This window comes from Paractinoplanes hotanensis (assembly GCF_023717965.1).
Taxonomy (GTDB): Bacteria; Actinomycetota; Actinomycetes; order Mycobacteriales; family Micromonosporaceae; genus Actinoplanes; species Actinoplanes polyasparticus.
The window spans coordinates 354,287-375,742 of the sequence record NZ_JAMQOL010000015.1 but is presented as its reverse complement, the minus strand read 5'-3'; the positions used below and the strand labels follow the sequence as shown (position 1 = coordinate 375,742).

Annotated in this window: 19 protein-coding genes; 9 read left to right on the top strand and 10 right to left on the bottom strand. The window is 73.0% G+C overall.

Annotated elements, in window-relative coordinates:
* Positions 1-11: 11 nt before the first annotated feature.
* Entirely contained in the window at positions 12-1,691 is a 1,680-nt protein-coding gene (locus LXN57_RS13265) for a S8 family serine peptidase (RefSeq protein ID WP_251798364.1), read from the bottom strand.
* Positions 1,692-1,794: 103 nt separating this feature from the next.
* Between LXN57_RS13265 and LXN57_RS13260 the strand changes: the two genes are divergently transcribed.
* Positions 1,795-1,917: a ribosomal protein bL36 gene (locus LXN57_RS13260; RefSeq protein WP_127501833.1), complete on the top strand. Its 123-nt coding sequence runs from the start codon at positions 1,795-1,797 to the stop codon at positions 1,915-1,917.
* Positions 1,918-1,983: 66 nt separating this feature from the next.
* Here the strand turns inward: LXN57_RS13260 and LXN57_RS13255 are convergent, their stop codons facing one another.
* The 3 genes from LXN57_RS13255 to LXN57_RS13245 are packed head-to-tail and all read right to left on the bottom strand — an operon-like array spanning position 1,984 to position 4,669.
* Complete coding sequence (locus tag LXN57_RS13255) at positions 1,984-2,613, bottom strand: response regulator transcription factor (RefSeq protein ID WP_251798363.1); 630 nt, start codon at positions 2,611-2,613, stop codon at positions 1,984-1,986.
* Positions 2,610-3,758 (bottom strand): sensor histidine kinase, encoded by a 1,149-nt coding sequence (locus LXN57_RS13250; protein WP_251798362.1) that lies wholly within the window; start codon positions 3,756-3,758, stop codon positions 2,610-2,612. Before LXN57_RS13250 ends, LXN57_RS13255 begins: the two co-directional genes overlap by 4 nt.
* A 5-nt stretch (positions 3,759-3,763) precedes the next feature.
* A complete protein-coding gene (locus LXN57_RS13245; protein WP_251798361.1) occupies positions 3,764-4,669 on the bottom strand; it encodes a hypothetical protein in 906 nt (301 codons plus the stop codon).
* A 106-nt stretch (positions 4,670-4,775) separates the two neighbouring features.
* Here LXN57_RS13245 and LXN57_RS13240 point away from each other — a divergent pair, with 106 nt between their 5' ends.
* Positions 4,776-6,113, top strand: coding sequence for a hypothetical protein (locus tag LXN57_RS13240; RefSeq protein ID WP_251798360.1), 1,338 nt, complete (start codon positions 4,776-4,778; stop codon positions 6,111-6,113).
* Positions 6,114-6,130: 17 nt separating this feature from the next.
* Here the strand turns inward: LXN57_RS13240 and LXN57_RS13235 are convergent, their stop codons facing one another.
* Positions 6,131-6,526, bottom strand: a complete 396-nt coding sequence (locus tag LXN57_RS13235; RefSeq protein WP_251798359.1) for a VOC family protein — start codon at positions 6,524-6,526, stop codon at positions 6,131-6,133.
* Between the two features lie 83 nt (positions 6,527-6,609).
* Here LXN57_RS13235 and LXN57_RS13230 point away from each other — a divergent pair, with 83 nt between their 5' ends.
* Positions 6,610-7,023, top strand: a complete 414-nt coding sequence (locus tag LXN57_RS13230; protein ID WP_251798358.1) for a MarR family winged helix-turn-helix transcriptional regulator — start codon at positions 6,610-6,612, stop codon at positions 7,021-7,023.
* Here the strand turns inward: LXN57_RS13230 and LXN57_RS13225 are convergent.
* Entirely contained in the window at positions 7,020-7,598 is a 579-nt protein-coding gene (locus LXN57_RS13225) for an MmpS family transport accessory protein (RefSeq protein ID WP_251798357.1), read from the bottom strand. The two genes, LXN57_RS13230 and LXN57_RS13225, sit on opposite strands and share 4 nt — an antisense overlap.
* Positions 7,599-7,671: 73 nt before the next feature.
* Here LXN57_RS13225 and ligA point away from each other — a divergent pair, with 73 nt between their 5' ends.
* Positions 7,672-9,663, top strand: coding sequence for an NAD-dependent DNA ligase LigA (ligA, locus tag LXN57_RS13220; protein ID WP_251798356.1), 1,992 nt, complete (start codon positions 7,672-7,674; stop codon positions 9,661-9,663).
* 412 nt (positions 9,664-10,075) lie between these two features.
* Here the strand turns inward: ligA and LXN57_RS13215 are convergent, their stop codons facing one another.
* The 3 genes from LXN57_RS13215 to LXN57_RS13205 are packed head-to-tail and all read right to left on the bottom strand — an operon-like array spanning position 10,076 to position 14,251.
* Positions 10,076-11,602 (bottom strand): XdhC family protein, encoded by a 1,527-nt coding sequence (locus LXN57_RS13215; RefSeq protein WP_251798355.1) that lies wholly within the window; start codon positions 11,600-11,602, stop codon positions 10,076-10,078.
* Entirely contained in the window at positions 11,595-12,164 is a 570-nt protein-coding gene (locus tag LXN57_RS13210) for a nucleotidyltransferase family protein (protein WP_285904619.1), read from the bottom strand. The genes LXN57_RS13215 and LXN57_RS13210 overlap by 8 nt, the downstream gene beginning before the upstream one ends.
* Before the next feature lie 20 nt (positions 12,165-12,184).
* A complete protein-coding gene (locus LXN57_RS13205) occupies positions 12,185-14,251 on the bottom strand; it encodes a M14 family zinc carboxypeptidase (protein ID WP_251798354.1) in 2,067 nt (688 codons plus the stop codon).
* A 180-nt stretch (positions 14,252-14,431) separates the two neighbouring features.
* On the opposite strand from LXN57_RS13205, the gene LXN57_RS13200 reads away from it, so the two are divergent.
* Together LXN57_RS13200 and LXN57_RS13195 are read left to right on the top strand one after the other, a co-directional pair.
* Complete coding sequence (locus tag LXN57_RS13200; RefSeq protein ID WP_438872868.1) at positions 14,432-15,535, top strand: RNA ligase RtcB family protein; 1,104 nt, start codon at positions 14,432-14,434, stop codon at positions 15,533-15,535.
* Positions 15,532-16,176: a peptide chain release factor-like protein gene (locus LXN57_RS13195; RefSeq protein WP_251798352.1), complete on the top strand. Its 645-nt coding sequence runs from the start codon at positions 15,532-15,534 to the stop codon at positions 16,174-16,176. The genes LXN57_RS13200 and LXN57_RS13195 overlap by 4 nt, the downstream gene beginning before the upstream one ends.
* Here the strand turns inward: LXN57_RS13195 and LXN57_RS13190 are convergent.
* Entirely contained in the window at positions 16,118-16,858 is a 741-nt protein-coding gene (locus LXN57_RS13190) for a dienelactone hydrolase family protein (protein WP_251798351.1), read from the bottom strand. The two genes, LXN57_RS13195 and LXN57_RS13190, sit on opposite strands and share 59 nt — an antisense overlap.
* A gap of 134 nt (positions 16,859-16,992) precedes the next feature.
* Here LXN57_RS13190 and LXN57_RS13185 point away from each other — a divergent pair, with 134 nt between their 5' ends.
* The 3 genes from LXN57_RS13185 to LXN57_RS13175 all read left to right on the top strand — a co-directional run bounded on the left by LXN57_RS13185 (position 16,993) and on the right by LXN57_RS13175 (position 21,455).
* A complete protein-coding gene (locus LXN57_RS13185) occupies positions 16,993-17,859 on the top strand; it encodes a S66 peptidase family protein (protein ID WP_251798350.1) in 867 nt (288 codons plus the stop codon).
* Between the two features lie 135 nt (positions 17,860-17,994).
* Positions 17,995-18,732: a hypothetical protein gene (locus tag LXN57_RS13180; RefSeq protein ID WP_251798349.1), complete on the top strand. Its 738-nt coding sequence runs from the start codon at positions 17,995-17,997 to the stop codon at positions 18,730-18,732.
* 50 nt (positions 18,733-18,782) lie between these two features.
* A complete protein-coding gene (locus tag LXN57_RS13175) occupies positions 18,783-21,455 on the top strand; it encodes an AfsR/SARP family transcriptional regulator (RefSeq protein WP_251798348.1) in 2,673 nt (890 codons plus the stop codon).
* Position 21,456 lies beyond the last annotated feature (1 nt).

The window sequence follows — 21,456 nt, the reverse complement described above, 5'->3', positions numbered from 1 at the left end:
CGCGGCTGAGGTCAGCTGACGTCGATCGTCAGGGCGCGCGTGCTCCGGACGCCGAAGCTGTCGGTGAACGCCACGGTGAAGACGGCAATGCCCGCGGTCGCCGGCGTGCCCTCGAGGGTGCCGCCGGCCGGGAGGGTCAGGCCGTCGGGCAGCGCGCCCGAGACGACCGACCAGGTGCCGGCGCGACCGCCCGCGACCGTGAGCTGCTGGTAGTAGTAGTCGCCGACAGCGGCGGCAGGCAGCGAGGTCGTGGCGATCACCGGGGTGGTCGTGCGGACGGTGACCTTGATCGAGCGGGTGACCGCCTGCGGCACGTAGTCGGTGAAGCGGACGGTGACGGCGGCCGAGCCCGGGCCGGTCGGTGTGCCGGTGATCGAGCCGTTCGGGCGCAGCGTCAGGCCGGTGGGCAGCTTGCCGGCGGCGATGCTCCAGGTGCCGCGCCGAGCCGCGGTGAGGGTGAGCCGGCCCGCGTACGCCTGTCCGGCGGTCACGGTCAGCGAGGCGCTCGTGATGACCGCCTTGGCCGGCGGGCGCGGCACGAACAGCAGCCGGTTGGCCGAGCCCCTGGCGTTCTTCACCTTGCTCCCGGTGGCGTTCTTGACCAGCAGGTTGCGTACCTGGGCCGGGCTGAGGCCGGGCGACGCGTCCAGAACCAGCGCGGCCGCGCCCGCGACGTGCGGGGCCGCCATCGACGTGCCGCTGGCCACCGCGGTCAGGTTGTCGCCGCCGTAGTAGTCGGAGCGGATGTTCACGCCGGGCGCGAACAGGTCGAGCGCCGTGCCGTAGTTCGAGAACGTGGCGCGGCGGTCGGCCGCGTCGGTGGCGCCGACGGTGATGGCGGCGGGCAGGTTGGCCGGGCTCATCGTGCTCGCGTTGGCGTTCTCGTTGCCGGCCGCGACCACGTAGGTGACGCCGGAGTTGATCGAGCGTTGCACGGCCGCGTTGAGCGAGGCGCTCTTCGAGCCGCCCATGCTCATGTTGGCCACAGCCGGCTTGACCGCGTGCGTCGTGACCCAGTTGACGCCCGCGATGACCTGGGACAGCGAGCCGCGGCCCTTGCAGTCGAGCACCCGGACGGCGACCAGCTTGACCTTCTTGGCCACGCCGAAGTACTGGCCGCCGATCGTGCCCGCCACGTGCGTGCCGTGCCCGTTGCAGTCGTCCGCGTTGCTGGTGCCCGAGAGCGCGTCGTAGCCGTAGGAGGCGCGGCCACGGAAGTCGGCGTGGGTGACCCGGATGCCGGTGTCGAGCACGTACGCGTGCACCGAGTCGCCGTCGTCGGTCGGCGTGAACGTCTTGGACGCCTTGGTGACCCGCTGGTCGATCCGGTCGAGGCCCCAGGCCGGGTTGTTCTGCGTCGCCTGCAGGATCAGGATCCGGTCCTGCTCCACGAAGCGCACGTCCGGATCGGCCGCCAGCCGGCGCGCCTGGGTGGCGCTCAGGTCGGCGACGTAGGTGGCGCCGCCGTCGACCGACAGGGCCGAGACGTCGCCGCCGGCCGGCTCGTCGAGCGTGACGATGTACCGGCCCGGGATCGCACCGGGCAGGCCCGTCCCGAAGACGGTGCCCTCCGGCAGCGAGGCCTGAACGGGGACGGCGGTGCCGACGAGGACCACGGCGGCGGTGGCGGCCGCGGTGGCCAGGGTGCGCATACGCATGGCCGTGTGATCGGTGCGGAACAGCCGTGACATGAGGTGAAACCCCTGCCGGCAACGCGGAAATACCGGCCCTGCCACGGTCGTTACACCACTCGCGACCGGCGGACGCCATCGCCGGCGCGGAGAGGTACCGATCATGAAGGTCCGAAACTCGCTGCGGTCGCTCAAGAGCAAGCCCGGTAGCGTGGTCACTCGTCGCCGCGGCCGCCAGGTTGTGATCAACAAGAAGAACCCGCGCTGGAACGGCCGACAAGGCTGACCCGGCTGAGATAGCCTGGACAAGACAAAGCCGGAGTCCCCGCCGCCACGGGGGCTCCGGCTTTTCTCATCCGCCCCGATGGGCCACGAGGGCCAGGCGTACGCGGTTGGGGCTGTTGGTCTTCGTCATGAGCGCCGTGATGTGCGTCTTGACCGTGGTGATCCCGATGTGCAGCCGCTCGGCGATCTCGGTGTTCGAGAGCCCCTCGCCCACCAGGTTCAGCACGTCCTTCTCGCGCGCGGTCAGTCCCTCGACCGGCTGCCGCGGCGCCGCCCCGGCGCTGGTCGCCCGGCGTACGAGCCGGTGCAGCACGTCCCGGCTGAACGGACTGTCCCCGGCTGCCGCCCGCCGGATGCCGTCGAGCAACTCTCCGGGCGGCGCGTCCTTGAGCAGGAACCCGCACGCGCCCGCGTTGAGCGCCGGGTACAGGTGGTCGTCATCGCCGAACGTGGTGAGCACCAGCACCCGGACGGACGGCCGCTCGGCCAGCACCCGGCTGGTCGCGCTGATCCCGTCGACGCCGGGCATCCGCAGATCCATCACGATCACGTCGGGCGTCAGCCGGGCCGCCAGCGTGATCGCCTCGCGCCCGTTCCCGGCCTCGCCGACCACCTCCAGGTCGGGCTCGGCGTCGCACAGCATCCGCAGCCCGGCCCGGATGAGCTGCTGATCGTCGGCGAGGAGCACCCGGATCACGCGGCGGCCCCGCTGTGCGCCGGCAGCACCGTGGCGACCCGCCAGCCCGGGCCGTCGGGCCCGGCGGTCAGCGTGCCGCCGAGCACCTCGACCCGCTCCCGCATGCCGGTGAGCCCGTGCCCGCCGCCCGGCGCTGCCACGGCCCGAGCCTGGCCCCGGCCGCCGTCGTCGCTGACCGCCCACACCACAGCGCCCTCCTCGACCGCCACCCGCAGGCGGGCCAAGGCGTCGGCGCCGGCGTGCTTGGCCACGTTCGTCAGGGCCTCCTGGGTCAGCCGGAGCACGGCCAGGCCTCGTACGGAATCGATCGTTCCCACCGCCTCGTCGATGTCGGCTTCGACCGTGACCCCGGCGCGGCGAGCCGTTTCGACGGCCCCGCCCAGGGCAGCGGGCAAGGCGCCCGGCTCGACCGCGGCCAGTGCCGCATCGGTCGCCGCGCTCTGGTCACGCAGCACAGCAACGAGCCGACGCAGATCGTCCAGGGCCGCGGTGCCGGTGCGGTGCACGTCGTCGAGCACTTCCCCGACCCGCGGGTCGATCCCGGGCAGCACGTGCCGGGCCACACCGACCCGCAGCACCATCGACGCGACGTGGTGGGCCACGACGTCGTGCAGCTCCCGGGCGATCGCGCTGCGCTCGTCGGCGCGGGCCGCGCGGCTCTCCGAGAGGGCGCGCTGCTCGGCCTGCCGGCTCAGCTCGCGTGACGTACGGATGACCAGGCCGAGCAACAGCGGCAGGCCGACCGGCAGGATCAGCCCGATCAGCTCGTCGCCGTCCCGCAGCACGCCCAGAGCGAGGTGGACGCCGGCCAGCAGCGCGGCCGCCACCGCGTACACCGACGGCCGCCGGGCCTGCACGACGAGTTCGCCCAGCGCCCAGCTGGCGCCGACCTGGTTGATCGTCGTGTCGTCGATCAGCAGGAACGCCGCCACCAGCAGCGCCACCTGCACCGCGAAGTTGACCCGGGGCAGGCGCGAGAACACGATCAGCAGCACGAACGCGGCGATCGCGAGCGCCCACTGCGGGCCGGTCGGCGCCGGTTGCCCGCCGGGGTGGAAGACGAGGTAGCTCAAGCCGCTCAGGTCGAGCAGGACCATCCGGGCCCACGTGTCCCGCTTGTCGAAGAGGCGAGCAAGCCAGCCCATGGGGATCACCCTAGGCGCTGCGTTCGCAGCGCGGCGCGCACGCCCAGGGCGGTCCCGATCACCAGGACGGCCAGCGCGGCCAGGGTGAGCAGATCGGGCCGCAGCAGCGGCTGGCCTCGCAGGGCCTGGCCGGTCGTCAGGAGCGTCAGTCCCGCGTACGCGAACCCGGCCACCGTGACGAGCCGCGCGCTGGTCATCTGGTCGAAGCGGCCGCGCCGGGTCAGCAGCAGCGCCAGCAGCGGCATCGCCTGCAGGCCGTGCATGCCCACGAAGTGCCCGATCCGCAGGTCGCCGCCCGTGGTGCTCCAGCCGAGCAGCGGCAGCCCGGGCCCCCCGTCGCGCACCCCCACCGAGTGCGCGCCCGAGATGGCCTCGGCCGGGGAGGCCTGGTTCGGCATCACCATCGGCCAGGCGACGATCAGCCCGAGCAGGGAGAGCAGCAGACCCCAGCGGATCGCGTTCGCGGCCACCCGATCCGGGATCCGCTGACGCAGCGCCACGACGGCGATGACCAGGTGAGCGACGAACAGCACCATGATCGACGCGCCCATGACCGACCAGAGCCGGCTGTCGAGCGTGTTCGTGTCGTTGAAGTGGCTGCGGTGACCGCGCACGGTCTGCACGGTGATGACGGCGATCTCGATGAACGAGACGGCGACGATCACCGTGCCGGCCCACTCGCCGGTCCGGCTGCGACGGGGCAGCACCGCCAGCATCCAGGCCAGCGTCAGGGCGTACAGGGCGAACGAGACGGCGAATTTGAACGGCTTGGCCCAGATCGGGGCGCCGACCAGGATCCGGTCGTCGGCCACCAGGCCCACGGCGGCGACGAACGCGAGCAGGGCCATCGCAGCGGTCAGCACCAGCAGCGGCCGGTGCCATCGAACGGTGCGGAGCGCAACGGTAGTCATGCAGGCAGCGTCTTGCTTCCCGGCGGCCGGATCGTCCGCCCGCAGGCCCCGGTTGCGGCCGATGGTCGGAAGGCGCCTCCTACCGTGGGAGGAGATACTGTCGCGCGTGATCGACTTTCCCGCCGACGAGACGGGCCGGCGCAGCAGTGCTGCCTTCGGCCGCCACGTGGTAGCCGATGCCCTGCGCGTCGCCGACCCGGCCGCTGCCGATGCCGCAGCCGCCCAGACCGACTGGCGCCGCGGCTACCTGCCGCACTTCCGGGCGCTCGTCTCGGCTGGGCTGGCCGGCGGCTACGACATCGCGGCGGCCGGGCTGGCCGCGGTGCACCACAGGATGCCGGTCACGATCGAGGCGCCCGAGCAGCCGTTCGAGACGCTGACCACGGCCGGGCGTGAGACCCGCGAGACCGAGGTCGTGCTTCCGTACGGCCGGGAGTTGCTGCGCGGGGATGCCCTGCGGCAGCGGCTCGACGCGTGGGTGGCAACGGGAGTCGTCGAACAGTCGTGCGCCGAAGCGGTGCGCGAGGTGATGGACAACCCGGACTGGCTCGACCTGTCCGACCAGCGGCTGGTGGTGATCGGGGCCGGGGCCGAGATGGGCCCGGTGCCGGCCGTGCTCGGCTGGGGCGGCACGGTTGTCGCGGTCGACCTGCCCGCGGTCTGGGCGCGGATCTCGGCGGTCCCGTCGGCGGGCACGGTGATCGCGCCGGTGCGGCCCGGGCGCGACCCCGGCGCCGACCTGCTGACCGAACTGGGCGCGGTCGCGCACTGGCTCGACGGGATCGAGGGCCGGCTGATCGTCGGCAATTACCTGTACGCGCCCGGGGCCGCGTACGTGCGGTTGTCAGTCGCCTTCGACGCTCTCGCCGTACGCCTGCGCGAAAGCCGCGACGACGTCGCGCTGGCCTTCCTGGCCACGCCGACCGACGTCTTCGCGGTGCCGCCGCCGGCCGTCGAGCAGTCCACGCAACGATTCCGGGCCCGGTCCCGGCGGGCCCGCGTGACCGGGGCGCTCTCCGGCGGCCGGTTGTTGCAGCCCAATTACCGCGGCGACGCCGTCAACGACAGCCTGGTGCCGCAGCAGGGCCCGAATTACGCGCTGGCGAAGCGAATCCAGCGCTGGCGGGCGTCGATCGCACGCCGCGACGGCGTGGTCAGCTTCGCGGTCGCCCCGCCCACCTGGACCCGCTCGGTGACCAGCAACCGCCTGCTGGCCGCGGCCTACGCCGGCGCCCATCTCTTCGACGTCGAGATCTTCCGCCCCGAGACGGCCAACCGCCTGATGGCCCTGCTGCTGGTCCACCAGATCCGCAAGCCCCGCCCGGCCGCACCGCTGGCCTGGCAGGACGAGGCAGAGTCAGCGGCCCACGGCGGTCTGTGGCGCACCGCCTACCACCCGAGGACGGCGCTGGGCCTGGCCGCGGTGCGCGGCTTTCTGCCCTGACGGGGTAGGTACGGCATTCAGGGCTTGGCCCCGGCGTCCGAGGTGATCAGCACGACGTTGCCATCCGGGTCGTCGACCATGGCCGCGTACGGGCCTTCGGTCTGAGCCGGCGCCATCCGGCCGTGGTGACCGGCCGCGGTGAGCTTGGCCCACTCGGCGTCGACGGCCGCGTCGTCGCCGACGTAGAACTCGAGGAACTGCTGGTAGCCGCGCTCGGGACGCACCCAGTCGGGATCGTTGGCGGCGGCGAAGCCCTCGGCCAGCACGAGGGTGACGCCGCTGTCCATCCGGCAGAGCGAGGCGGGGTGGCCGGCGAGCGGCTCGGGGATGTCGAGCCCGAGGAGCCGGTAGAACTCGATCGACCGACGCAGATCACGGACGTCGAGTCCGATCATGCCGAGCTGGATTCCCATGGTGTCTCCTTCGCCAGATCGTAAGCACCTACCTATGATCTATGGACGCTTACGATATGTCAAGGCGTGAGAAGGTAGGAGCCGTGCGAGGCGAGGAGCGAGCGGATCTCGCGGCCATGGTGGGGCGGCTGGCCCGCCGGCTGATCGCGGCGGAGGAGCCGATCCTGGCCCGGCACGAGATCTCGATGTGGGCCTACGTGGTGCTCAGCTCACTGCGCGAGGGGCCGACACGGACGCAGGCAGCGCTGGCCGCGGCGATCAACGCCGACAAGACGCGGCTCATCCCGGTGCTCGACGACCTGCAACGACGCGGGCTGATCGAGCGGACGCCCGACCCGGCCGACCGGCGCGTACGCCTCCTCAGCCTGACCCCGGCCGGCCGGAACCGGCAGCGGGCGGTGCAGGCCGAGATCCGCGCCGAGGAAGAGGCCCTGCTGGCCGGCCTGGCCGAGGACGAGCGGGCCGGCTTCCTGGCCGCGCTGAAGGCGCTCAGTTAGGCCGAGCACTGCGGAGCGGCGTAACGGCCCCGCTGGACGGCGGTGGTGAGTTCCTTGCCGCCGACGGTGATCGAGCAGGTCATCGCGCCGGCGCCGCCCTCTTTGCGCTGGGCGAGCAGCACCAGCGGGGGCTTGTCGCCGACGAACTCGAAGGTGAGCCGCCACGGCAGCGACACCTCGCCCTTGCGGATGATGTCGCGGTCCTGGTCGGTGTATTCGACGCGGGCCAGGTCACCGCGGCCGCTCGAGGTGACCAGATAGACGACCTCGACGGGCGCGGCGGCGGACGGCGGATCGGTTTCGACGACCGGCGCCACGGCGGTGACGGCGGGTGCCCGCTCGAACCGGTCGCCGTCGCTGACCACGGTGAGCAGGACGCCGGAGAAGCAGGCGAGGAGCGCGAGGACGGAGGCCGCGAACCACACGAGGCGCCGGTCGCGTCGCCGTGGTGCCTGTTCGACGTAGCCGTCGTCGGGGACGGGGGCTACCGGCATGCCGGGGACGGCGTACGCGGCGGGTGTGGGCGGCCGGGACCGGCGGTCGTCGGGTCCACCGTCCTGATCGGCGTTCGTCACAACCTCACAGTAGGGGGACGGTGCCAACCGGTCACGGCGGCTAAATGTCGTACCGGGGCCGTAAGTTGTCGGCATGACGGACTCCGCCCTCACCGAAGCCGACTTCGCCGCCGCGGTCGGTCAGGCGCAGGTCGCCGCCAAGTCGTATTACGACACCGGCGACGTGCTGATGACCGACGCCGACTACGACGCGCTGCTCGACCGCATCGCCCAGGCGAAGAAGGCCCACCCGGAATGGGACGACGGCGGCCTCACCACGCAGGTCGCGGCCGGGGTGTCCGGCGGCGGCGACGTGCGGCACCCGGTGCCCATGATGTCGCTCGAAAAGATCAACGGCGACGAGGGCGTACGAACCTTCGTCGCGAGCCTGGGCGGCGAACCCTGCCTGGTCGAGGTCAAGCTCGACGGCCTCGCCATCCGCGTCGAGTACGAGTCGGGCCGCCTGGTTCTGGCCGCCCTGCGCGGCGACGGCAGCACCGGCGAAAATGTCACGGCCCAGGTGCTGCGCGGCGTGGCCGGGCTGCCCGCCCAGCTCGCCACCGGGTGGACGGGCGAGGTGCGCGGCGAGATCTACATGACCGTCGGCGACTTCGAGGCGGCCAGCGCCAACCGGGTCGCCGCCGGGGCCAAGGCGTTCATCAACTCGCGCGGCGCGGTGGCCGGGTCGATCCGCAGCGTCGACCGCACCTACGAGACGCCGATGACCTTCGCGGCGTACGACATCTCCGGCGCCTTCGAGTCCCACCGCGAGCGCATGGCCCGCGCGGCCGAGCTCGGCTTCCCGGTGGCCGGGCGGCTGGCCACCGGCGCGATCCAGGTCGCCACCGACGCCGAGGCCGCGCTGGCCGCCGTCGCCAACATCGGCGAGCTGCGCCGCAGCCTCGAGTTCCCGATCGACGGCGCCGTGCTCACGGCCGACCTCGAATCGACCCGCCGCAAGCTCGGGTCCGGCAGCCGCACCCCGCACTGGGCGGCCGCATTCAAATATCCCGCCGACACCGGCTCCACAGTGCTGCGCGACATCGAGGTGCGGGTCGGGCGCACCGGCCGCATCTCGCTGCGTGCCGTGCTCGACCCGGTCTTCGTCGACGGCACCACGATCACGTACGCCACCCTGCACAATCCCAAGTTCGTCGAGGAACAGGGCCTGGCCATCGGCCAGACCGTCGCCGTGTGGCGGGCGGGCGACGTCATCCCCCGGGTCACCGCGCCCATCGGCGAGCAGCCGCACGGCCTCACCCCGTGGGCGCCGCCCGAGGCCTGCCCCCAGTGCGGCGAGCCGTGGGACAAATCCAGCCTGCTCTGGCGCTGCCACACAGCCTCGTGCAGCGCCACCAACGCGCTCGAGTACTGGTGCAGCCGCGAGGCCATGGACGTCGAGGGCGTGGGCGAGGCGCTGTGCGTCGTCCTGGTCAGCCGCGGCCTCGCGAACGACGTCGCCGACCTCTACCAGCTCACCGAGGAGCAGCTGGCCGAGCTCCCCGTCGGCAACACCAAGGCCGGCGGCGTCGTGCTGCTCGGCAAGCTCAACGCGGCCAAGGTCGTCGCGTCGCTGGAACGCAGCAAGGCCCAGCCGTTCAACCGCGTCATCACCGGCCTCGGCATCCGCATGACCGGCCGCAGCGTCGGCCGCTGGCTGGCCGCCCGCTTCAAGACCATGGACGCGCTGCGCGCCGCCACCGTCGAAGAGATCGCCGAGATCGACAAGATGGGCCTGATCAAGGCCCAGCACGTCGTCGACGGCCTGAGCGCCATGTCCGGCGTCATCGACCGCCTGGCCGCCGCCGGCGTCACCATGAGCGTCCCCGAGACCGAGGGCGACAAGCCCTTCGAGGGCCGCACCTACGTGGTCAGCGGCAGCGTGCCCGGCTACACCCGCACGACCGTGAGCGAACGCATCGAACAACTGGGCGGCCGCGCCAGCGGCAGCGTCTCCGCCACCACCACAGCGCTGATCACCTCCGAGACCACCACCGCCAAGGCCACCAAGGCGGCCAAGCTGAACGTCCCGATCATCGACCCGGCCGAGTTCGCCGAAATGCTCGCCGACGGACGACCTACTTGAGCGCCCAACAGGCGGGGGCGCCCAACAGGCGAGAGGGCGGCCGAACGATGGGCTGAAGGGGTTGGCAGGCGACGCAGCCGGGTCGGCGCGACCTGCAGGTCGCGCGGGCATGGGCGGGTGGCAGGTGTGGGCCAGCGGGCGCTCGCGATCGCCGACGCGGCCGAGCTTGCCGGTCGAGGCCGCATGCGGGTGGACCGACAGGTCAAACGTGCTCGGGCCGGGTGACAGGTGTGGGCAAACAGTCGCTCGTGATCGCCGGCGCGGTCCAGCTTGCCGGTCGAGACCGCATGCGGCAGTACCGGAACGTCAAGCGGGCATGGGCCGGGCGACCGGTGTGGGCCGGCAGGCGCTCGCGATATTGCCGGCATGGCCGAGCTGGTGGTCGGGGCCGCGTGGGGTTGGAATTGTGGAGTCAGTCGGCGTGGATGCGGCCCTCGGTGGCGGTCAGGCGGGCGCCCGTGCCGCCCCAGCGCAGGGCGACGATCTCGGCGGCGATGCTGACGGCGGTCTCCTCCGGGGTGCGGGCGCCCAGGTCGAGGCCGACCGGGGAAGCCAGCTGGTTCAGGTCGGCATCGGTCACGCCGGCCTCCTGGAGGCGCTTGTTGCGGTCGTCGTGGGTGCGGCGGGAACCCATCGCGCCGACGTAGGCGACCGGCAGGCGCAGCGCCACCTCGAGGACCGGGACGTCGAACTTCGGGTCATGGGTCAGCACACAGAGGACGGTGCGCTCGTCGATGCGGCCGGCCTCCACCTCGGCTGTCAGGTACCGGTGCGGCCAGTCGACCACCACCTCGTCGGCCGAGGGGAAGCGGCGGGCAGTGGCGAAGACCGGGCGGGCGTCGCAGACCGTGACGTGGTAGCCGAGGAACGAGCCGATCCGGGCGGTTGCCGCGGCGTGGTCGGTGGCGCCGAAGACCAGCATGCGGGCGGGCGGCGCGAACGACGCGACCAGCACCGAGAGTCCTTCGCCGCGGCGCTCGCCCGACGGCCCGTAGTGCAGCACGCCCGTTCGCCCGGCCGCGAGCAGGCCGCGTCCGTCATCGGTGGCCGCGTCGTCGATCCGGTCTCCGCCCAACGTGCCGTCCCGGCGGTCGGGCGTGATGACCAGATGACGAGAGTCGCTGACGTCGTTTCCACCGTCCGGCGTGATGTCCGAACGGGCGTCGCCGCCCATACCGTCAGCGGATCCCGACGTAGCGCCCGGACCGGCATCACCCCCGACACCATCACCGTCTCCCGACGTGGCCCCCGGACCGGCACCGCCCCCGACACCCGACGTAGCGCCCGGACCGGCGCCGCCCCCAACACCGCCACCACCACCCGACGTAGCGCCCAGACCAGCACCGCCTCCAACACCACCCGGCGTAGCGCCCGGGCGGGCACCGCCCCCGACACCGCCTCCCGAGGTGGCCGCCGGACGGACGTCGGTGGGGTTCCTGGTCGTGGAGGCCGGGGGGTTGCCACCGATGTTGTCGGTCAAGTGACGGGCGTCGGCGAGGCCGTTCGATATGGGCGGCGGGTGGTCAGCGGGTGCGGGGGGCCGGCTGCCGGGAATTCGGGTCAGCAGGGCCACCGGGCGGGATTCGGCGATTGCCGCGGCCAGATCGGGGAGTTGGGGAAAGGACTCGCGGTCGACTCGCTCGATCAGCAGCTCGATCGTGCCGCCGCAGGTCAGGCCGACCTCGAAGGCGTCGTCGTCGCTCACGCCGAAGCGGGCGGTGCGGGGGGCGCCGGTGTCGATGACCTCGCGGCACAGTTCGTAGACGGCGCCCTCCACGCAGCCGCCGGAGACGCTTCCCACCACCTGGCCGTCGGGGCCGACGACCATGGCCGCGCCGGGCTGGCGGGGGGCGCTCGACCACGTCGCGGTCACCGTGGCCAGGCCGACCGGCACGTCGGCGTGCCACCACTCGAGCAGGGCGTCCAGCACGTCACGCATGGGGATTCAACTCCGGGACGTCGAGGTCGAGGTCGTCGGCGACGTCGTCGACGGGCACGACGCGTACGGAATGGGACTGCAGATAGGACCTTGCCCCGGAATCGCCGGTCGCGCTTGCGATCACACCGGGCCAGTGGGCGCGACCGAGCAGCACCGGATGGCCCCGGCGCTTGCCGTAACCGCCCATGACCAGCGCGTCGGCACCGGCATGGGCGGCCACCCGGCGTACCGCCTCGGGGGTGACGCCGGGCATGTCGACCAGCAGGACCACCGCGGACCCGGCCGGCGTGCCGGTCAGCGCCCGCAGGCCCGCTCGCAACGAGGAGCCCAGACCGGTCGGCCAGTCCGGGTTGATGACTGTCGTAGGCAGACCGGGGGCGGCGGCCAGCACTCGCTCGGCCGCCGCCCCCAGCACCACGACGATCTGTGACAGGGCCGCCTCACGCAGGGTGTCGACGGCCCGTTCGACCAGCAGCTTGTCCGGGTACGGGATCAGCGCCTTCGGCATGCCGTAGCGGCTCCCCGCACCCGCGGCGAGCACCAGCCCGGCTGTGTTCCCGATCACCGGCCAAGCTTAGGCCGTCATTGTTCGGATGCCGCCTTGTCGCGCGCCACCCGGACCAGCTCGACGAGCCCGCCCGCGTACTCCTGCGCCTCGGCGTGCGCCTCGTCGAACGGCGGCTGGAAGCCGACGCCCTCCCACTGCTGGGTCGCCTCGTTCCAGCGGTCGTTGCCGACCTCGAAGTCCCACGCGTCGATGCCCAGCTCGTAGTAGAGCTGGTCGGCCGAGTTGCCGGCGGCCGAGTAGAGCACGTCGGCCACCGGGCCGGTGTACGAGGGCCAGGTCACCGTGCCGCGTTCGGCCGAGATGGCGCCAACGATCCGGCGGGCACTGTCCAGGAAGAACTTCGACTCGTCGATCGACGGTCGCGGCAACGTGACGCGGCCGTCGGCGCGATAGGCACCGGGCGGCCACATGAAGTAGCCGCCGTAGCTGTGCACGTTCATGGCCAGGCCGATGTTCGGGTGCGCCTGGGCGAGGGCGATCACGTTGCGGCTCTCGGCCTCGGAGAGTTCGGCCGTGCCCGCGTACGTGCCGGAAAGGCAGTTGGAACTGCCGCCGACGTAGCCGTCGAAGTAGGAGCCGACGGTGTAGTTGCGGTTGACGTCGACTCCCCACGAGTCGCGGTTGCGCGGGTCGCGGGACGCTCCGGCGCAGTGGTTGACCAGGTTCTTGCGCTGGAAGTTGAAGTCGTTGAACGAGTAGTTCGCGCCGTCCGGGTTGACCGTCGGGATGACGAACACGTCGGCCGAGTCGACCAGTTCGCGCGTGGGTGGGTCGGTCGCGTAGTTGGCCAGCAGCCGCTCCGCGAACTCCAGGGTCACCAGCGGGGTGGCCCACTCGCGGGCGTGCTCCTGCGAGTACGCCAGCACGCCCGGCTTCGAGCCGTCGCGCACCTTGCCGATGCGCAGCGCCTGCACCGTCCACGGACCGGTCGGCACCTCGGTGCCCTTCAGTCCGTCGTCGAGCCGCGCCGGCCCGGCGATCGGCATCGGCAGGCCGGCCGAACCGGCCTCGACGAATGCGCGGAACTGCTGCGGGTAGCGGGCCGTGACGAAGGCGGCCACGTCGTCGGTCGTGCTGATCACCTTGCCGCCGGCGTCGGTGGCCAGTCGTACGGTGAGAACGCGGTCCCGGTAGGTGGCCCCGAGGGGGCGGTTGGCCAGGCCCGGGTCCACGGTGCGCACCTGGACGCCGTTCATGTTCTGGGCGCCGAACCGGACCGACTCGACGACGACGGCGGCCGCGGCGGGATCGCCGAGATAGGCCGCGGCCGTACGCCGGTAGCCCTGCGTCCGGTTGGGCAGGTTGATCACGTCGACGAGCTCGGGGTACTGCCGCCCGAGCCGCTTGATCCGCGCCCGCACGTCGACCGGCGTCAGGTACGCGTCGATGAAGTCCTTCTGATAGCCGCTGGGCGTGGGCGGCGGGGACGCACCCGGCCACGCCGCCGGGGTGGCCGGCCGGGCCGTGCCGCCGAGGCTCGAGGTGGCCGTCACCTGCACCGGCTTGGCCGGCAACGGTTGCGGCAGCGCGTAGTGGTACTGGTACTCCCCCGCGTCCTCGAACCGCACGAGCGGGAACGACCCGGTCGCGCCGTCCGCTGTCCGCCAGGTGACGGTGATCTCGACGTCGGGGTCGTCGCTGGAGGTGGTGGCGACCTGGGTCTGCACGAACGTCCGCCCGGCCGTGGTCCACCAGTACGCCTGCAGGAAGTGCAGCGTGTCGGCCTGCACCGCGACTTTCGCGGACCGCTGGGCGCCGCCGGACGACTCGCGCTGGACGACCTGCACCGGCACGGCGCCCTGCCCGGTCAGCGTCGCGAACTGCCGATCGTCGACGACCATGTCGACCAGCACGGCGCCCTGCTGGGTCCGCGGCCGCGCGGCGAGGTCGGCGCCCTGGGCCACGAGTCGCCGCAGCGCGTCCTCGTCGGCCAGCCGGAATCGGATGAGCGCCGTCTCGCCGGCGTTCAGAGTGACCGACGGCGGCGCCGCAGCGGGCGCTGCCTGCGCCGGCACAGACACCGACGCGGTGATGAGAGCGAGGGTGGCCACAGTGGCCACCCATCGAGGTCGGAGCGACATCGAACCCCCTGCTTCGTTGAAGGATGTCGCTCACCACCCCACCTCTCCCATGGATGGATGTCAATGTCAGTGGAAATTCGGTTGTCCGCCCGGGCTTGATCCGCGAAGGTCGAAGCATGACGTACTGACGGACTGCCCTCAGCCCTTCCCAGTGGCCGCGCGCTGTGACGCGCCGCCGTCATGTCGTCATTCCCTTTTCGTGGAGTTCTTTTGTCTCAGCAGTCTGCTCGCGCAACTGTTCGTGTCTTCGCCTCTCCCGGCAGCTGGATCGAGTCGGACGCCCTCGTGCAGTGCGACCGGGTCGCCGCGCTCGACGGGATGATCCGGGTCGCCGGCATGCCGGATCTGCATCCGGGCAAGGGGGCGCCGATCGGGGCGGCCATGTTGTCGTCGGTGCTGTATCCGTTCCTGGTCGGGTCGGACATCGGCTGCGGCATCGCCGTCTTCCCCATCAGGATCAAGCGGCCCGACGCGGAGCGGATCGCCGCCCGCTTTCCCGACCTCGACCGGGCGCTGACCCCGGACGACGAGGAATGGCCGGCCGACATTCCGGCCGGGCACACCGACAGCCTCGCCACCGTGGGGCGGGGAAATCATTTCGTGGAGCTGGCCCGGGTCGACAGCGTCCGCCAGGAGACGACGCTTTCGGAAAAGAGCCTCGTGCTGATCGTCCACAGCGGATCACGCGGGCTCGGCGAGCGCATCCTGCGGGCGCACACCGAGGTGCACGGGGCCGGGCCGGCTGCCGACCCGGCCGCGTACCTGAAGGCGCACGACGACGCCGTGCGCTGGGGGTCGCTCAACCGGCGGCTGATGGCGGCCCGGGTCGGGCGCGCGCTCGGGGCCGAGGTCGGCGAGCCGGTCGTCGACGAGTGCCACAACCTGGTCGAGGTGCGCGACGGTCTCTACCTGCACCGCAAGGGCGCGGCCCGCGGCGACTCGCGGGACGTTCTGGTCGCGGGCACGCGGGGCACACCGTCGTACCTCGTCGCGGCCCACGCGGGGGCCGAGGCGAACTTCTCGGTGGCCCACGGCGCCGGGCGCAAGATGTCGCGGTCGGACGCGCTCCGCCGCGGGAAGGCCAAGCACACGGTGGCCGAACTCCGGCGTACGAAGGTGGGCTCGCTGGTCGTCTGCGGCGACCGGCAGTTGCTCTTCGAGGAGGCGCCGACGGCCTACAAACGGATCGAGCAGGTGATCGGGGATCTGGCGGCGCACGGGCTGGCCACGCCGGTCGCGGTCACCGTCCCGCTGGTCACCTACAAGACGAGGGGGCACCGGTGAGGGTGCATCTGCTGCTGTCGGCCGGGCGCGGGCCGCGGGAATGCGAGTGGGCGCTGATCGAGCTGCTGGTGCGGTTGAAGGCCGAGGCGGCGGCACGCGGGCTACGGGCCGCGGTCGCCTCCGACACGTCCCGGTCGGCCCTGGTCACGGTCGAGGGTGCGGGGGCGGGCGAGTTCGCGCGGGGCTGGACGGGCACGCTCTGCTGGCAGGCTTCCAGTCCCTTCCGTACGGGCATCGGCCGCAAGAACTGGTACGTCATCGCGCAGCCGGTCAGCCTCGACGTGCCGCACACCGCGTTCTCGGAGCGCGACGTCGACGTCGTCGCCACGCGCACCGGCGGGCCGGGTGGCCAGCACCGCAACAAGGCAAGCACGGCCGTACGGGCCACCCACCGGCCGTCCGGCCGGGTCGTGGTGGTCGACACCGAGCGGCAGTTCGGGCTCAACCGGCGGATCGCCCTGCGGTTGCTGCGGGAACACCTGGAAGCGGACGAGGCCGCCGTCGAACGGGCCGCGGCGGCCGGCCGGTGGCGGGTGCACGATCAGCTCGTGCGCGGAAACCCGGCCCGCATCGAGCGGCCGGCTATCGGAGCGAGCGCCCCCCGAGGAACGAGACCGCCTCGGCGAGCCCGAGGTCGGTGAGCGCCGGGTCGTAACGCGGCCCGACATCCCGCATGAAGGCGTGCTCCCCGCCGGCGTACACGTGCAGCTCCAGATCCTCCAGACCCGCCTCGTAGAGGGCGGAGATGATCTGAGCCCGGGCGCCGGCGGGGACGTGCGGGTCACGCGACCCAAAGATGATCATCAGGTCGCCGCGGATGTCGGCCGCCCGGCTCAGCGAGTCGGCGGTGTCGGCGCCGAGCGAGCCGTTGTGCAGGCCGGTCGGGTAGAAGCAGACGGTCGAGGCGACCCGCTCGTCGAAGGCGGCCCGGAACGCCAGGTGCCCGCCGAGGCAGTAGCCGGCCGCGTGCACGGTCGTGACGTCGGCGCGCCCGGCCAGGTAGCCGAGCACGCTCGTCCGGTCCTCGTCGAACTCGGCCGTCGTCATCGAGGCGGCGCCGGCCAGACCGGCCCGCTTGCCCGCGTCGTCGAACTCGAGCGCGACCCCGGCCAGTTCGCCCCGCGGATAGATCTCGGGTACGCAGACCACCAGCCCGGCCGCGGCCAGGCGGCGGCAGGTGCGCAGCGTCGACTCGGTCAGCTGGAAGATGTCGGAGTAGAGCAGCAGGCCGGGCCGGTTCCCGCCGCCGTCGGCCGTCAGCACCCGGGCCCGGATCTCGTGGCCTGCCCCGGCAATGCGTACGTCTTCCTCGAGCACCTTCATGCCTGCGCACCCTACTGGGAAGATCCGTCGTCGTTCCGGACCGTCGCCCCCGGGCGGAGTGGCGCGTGCCCGCCCATGGTTCCCGACCAGCGGAAATATCCGGCCCCAGCACCCGAGGGAGCGATAATGCCCAGGTGCAGACTGCATCCGAGTATGTCTATATCGTCCGGCCACCGCGGCTGCGGGCCGGCGATCAGGTGCGACTGGTGTCACCGACGGACTCGCCGGACCGGGCGGACGTCGAGCGCACGGCCCACTGGCTCGAGAGCCTGGGTCTGAAGGTCTCGGTGGCCGAACACGCGCTGGACGCCGGTTCCGGCGCCGACCGCATCGCCGACATCGACGAGGCCCTGCGCGACCTGTCGATCAAGGCGATCATCGCCGTCGGCCGCGGCGCCTATGCCCACCGGATAGCCGACGACCTCGACTTCGCGACCGCGGCCCACCTGCCGACGCTGCTGGTCGGCTTCCGCGACTGCACGATCCTGCACCTGGCGTTCTGGGAGCGGGCCGGCCTGGCCGGCATCTACGGCGAGCCCGACCGCTCGTTCGTGGCCGCGGCCTTCGGTGCCGAGCCGGCCGTCCTGCACAGCGAGCCCGACTCGCACACCGCCGAACTGACCACCACCGGCCAGGCCGCCGGCGTGCTGCTGGGCGGCGACCAGGAACAGATCGCCACTGCCGCGGGCTGGATCCTGCCCAGCCTGCACGGCGCGATCCTGCTCCTGGAGGCCCGCTCGCTGAACGCGGCCCAGATCGACCGCCAGCTGACCATGCTGCATCGCACCGGCCGCCTGCAGGGTCTCAACGGGGTGGCCCTGGGCCGCTACATCGACTGCGGCCCGGGCCCGGTGCTGGACGTCCTGCGCGACCGGCTGTCCCCGCTCGGCGTGCCGATCCTGGGCGGTCTGCCGATCGGCCAGGGCGCCATCCCGCTCGGCACCCCCGCCTTCCTGGACGCCGACGCCGGCACCCTCACGATCGAGCCGGCCGTCTCCTGAGGGCGACGCGCCCAGGCTCGTCAACAGCGGCTGATCGAGCTGGCTCACCACTGATGTGATCATGGACGTACGCTGTCCCCGATTCGCGTAACGTGCCGGGCAACGGCAGTGGCCACGGGCTGACGGAGGACGCGCATGGGTGACGGCCGGTCGGTGTTCACTCTCGACTTCGGCGCGGGCCGCCAGGCCCTGGCCGCCCGGGTGTCCGACCGGGACGGTCTCGAGGCGGCCGTCCGCGACCTCGGCCTGACCGGTCCCCGGCCCGCAGTGGCGATCGTGGGCGGGGCCAACGGCATGACCGACGCCGACATGGAACGAACCAGCGCGGTGGTGGCGCTGGCCTTGCTGCCCACCTTCGCCGCCACCCGCGCCGTCGTCGTCGACGGCGGCACCGACGTCGGCGTGATGCGCCTGATGGGCCGCGCCCGCGACACCTTTCCCCTGGTCGGCGTGGCGGTCGAACAGACCGTCGTGCTGCCCGGCCGATCCGCCGGCCCGGGCGACCCGGCTCCCTTGGAGTCGCACCACTCGCACTTCGTGCTGGTCCCCGGCACCGAATGGGGCGAGGAGGCCCCCTGGCTGGCCGACACCGCCACCGTCGTGGCCGGCTCCGCCCCGTCGGCGACCGTGCTGATCAACGGCGGCCCGGTCTCGGCCGACGACGCCGCCGAAAGCCTGCGCTCCCATCGCCCGGTGCTGGTGCTGGCCGGCACGGGCCGCCTGGCCGACCGCATCCAGGCCGTCCGCAACGGCGCCCGCGACGACGACCAGGTCGCGCACCTGGCCGAACATCCCCTGATCCACATCGCCGACGTGTCCGACCCGGCCGCCGTACGCCGTCAGTTGACCGCCCTGCTTCGGCCCGGCGGCTGAACCCCGAAAAGCTGAAGCGATCTTGCCGGGCGGGCCCGTATGTTCGGCGGGTGCTCGTGCGGATGCTCGGGCCGTTCGAGGTGAGCGGCGAGAACGGGCCGGTTGTCGTGGCCGGCGGGAGCCAGCGGACCGTGCTGGCCATGCTCGCGCTGCACGCGGGGCAGCCCGTCGGCGCTGCGGCTCTGACCGACGCGCTCTGGCCCGAGGGGCCGCCCGCGTCGGCTCGCAACAGCCTGCAGTCCCATGTGGCCCGGCTGCGCGCGGCGATCGGCGTGCCCGCGTTGATCGCGCTGACGCCGGCCGGCTACTGCCTCGGTCTGCGTCGCGCTGAGGTCGACGTGCTCCGGTTCGAAGATCTGCTGCGCGACGGGGCGGTGGCCGAGGCGCTCGACCTGTGGCGCGGGCCGGCGATGCCCGAGTTCGAGGGCGAACCGTTCCGGGGCGTCGCCGGGCGGCTCGCCGGGCTGCGTCGCGAGGCCCTGGCCGATCTCGTCGGAGCCGGTGGGCCCGTGGATCGGCTGTGGGTGGCGGCGGCGGACGACCCGTGCTGGGAGCGCGGCGCGGTCGTGCTGGCCACGGCGCTGGCCCGCGACGGGCGGCGCGGGGAAGGGCTCGAGGTGCTGCGGCGGCATTCCGACGCGGTGGTCGACCGGCTGGGGATCGACCCGTCCGAGACCGTACGGCTTCTGCAGGTCGCGCTGCTGCGCGGCGAGGGACCGGGGACTGTGGTGGGAACTCCTGCCTCCGGTTTGTCACCGGCGCGCGTACCGAAAAAGACCGTGCCCCTCCGCTTTTCCAGCTTTCTCGGACGCGAGGGTGAGCAGCGGACGCTGGCCGGCCTGCTGGCCGAGCCCGGCATCGTCACGGTGACCGGGCCCGGCGGCGTCGGGAAGACCCGGCTGGTGGCCGAGACTGTGCGGGCCGGTTCGAGGGTGGCCTGGGTGGACGCGGCCGATGTGACCGCCGATGACTTCCTGGCGGCGGTGGCCACCGAGGTGGGCGCGCGGGTCGGGCCGCTCGACGATCCGCTCGAGGTCATCGGGCGGCACGCGGCGGGCTTCACCGTCGTCGTGCTCGACAACTGCGAGCACGTCGTCGAACCGGCCGCGACCGTCGTGCAGGCCATGCCGGGCGTCCGCGTCGTCGTGACGAGCCAGGAGAGGCTGCGGGTGGACGGCGAGCGGCTGCTCGAACTCGGGCCGCTCGACCAGCCGGCGGCGATGCGCTTGTTCGCCGAACGGGCCGGCGTGCCCACCGGCGACCCGGTCATCGTCGAGCGGCTCGACCGGCTGCCGCTGGCGATCGAACTCGCGGCCACCCAGGCGGCCGCGCTCGGGGTCGACGAGTTGCGGGAGAGGCTCGACGACCGGCTCGACCTGCTGGTCCGCGGCGGCCGGACGAGCGCCGCCCGGCACCGCACGCTGCGCGCGGTGGTGGAGTGGTCGTTCGGACTGCTCGACCCCGCGGCGCGGCAGGTGCTGACGCGGCTGTCGGCCTTCGCCGGCGCGTTCACGGTGTCGCAGGCCGAGGCCGTGGTGGCGGCCGACGGGGCGGCGGCCGTGCTGGCCGACCTGGTCGACCGCTCGCTCGTCGTCCGGCACGGGCCGGGGCGGTTCCGCCTTCTCGAGACGATCCGGGCGTACGCCGCGTCGTTGCTGGGCGAGGAGCGCGAGGCGCTCCACCGCCGCCACGCCGACGTGATGCTGGCCACCGCCCGGCGGCTCGACCTGATGTTCCGCGGACCCTCGCAGGCCGTGGCGGTGCGTGAGCTCGACGCCCTCCTGCCCGACCTGCGCCTCGCGGTGCTGCGGAGTTCGCGCGCCGGCGACCTGGCCGCGGCGCTCTACCGCTACGGCTACCGCTGCCAGCAGTACGAGGTGCTGGCCTGGGGACGGGCGGCCGGTGATCAGCCCGACGCGCGAGCCGCCGCGGCCACCCACGCGTGGGGCCGGGGCGACCTCGCCGAGGCCCGCGCGCTCGCGGCCGGGTACGAGAGCGACGCCGTCCACGAGGTGCTGGGCGACGTCGCGCTCGTGTCGTGCGACGCCGCGACCGCCCTCCGGCACTACCGCGCGATGGGCACCGAGCCCGTGCACCGGGTGTCCGGGCTGGTCGGCGAGGCCCTGGTGCTGGCCTGGTCGGGGCGGGTGGACGAGGCGGTCGCAGCGGCCGGGTCGGCGGTGGATCTCGCCGTGTCGACCGGCAACCCGGGCGCCCGGGCCGAGGCGCTCTACGCCCTGGGCGAGGCGCTGGGCGACAGCGACCCCGACCGGGCCCTGAGCCTGCTGGCCGAGGCGGCCGAGGTGGCCGCGACGGTCGACGAGCGGCTCTTCCTGGGCGCGGCCGAGACGGCGGCGGTGGCGATCGGCAGCCGGCACGGCGACCCGGCGGCCGCGCTGTCCGCGTTCCGCGAGGTGCTGGCCATGTGGCGCCGGGTGGGCAACGACACACTGCGGGCGACGGCGCTGCGCAACCTGGTCGTGCTGCTCGTGCGGGTCGGGGCCGACGAGACGGCCGTCCTGGTCGACGCCGCGCTGCCGCCGGCCGACGTCTATCCGGCCGAACAGGCCCGTCTTGATCGGGCTCGGGCCGCCGCCGGCGAACGGCTCGGCGCCGACCGGGTGGCGGCCCTGCGGCGGCGCGGCGCCCTCCTCCCTCCGGCCGGGGTGCACGACGAAGCGTCACGGGCCATCAACGCTGCGCTGTCCCGGATAGCCGGATAGG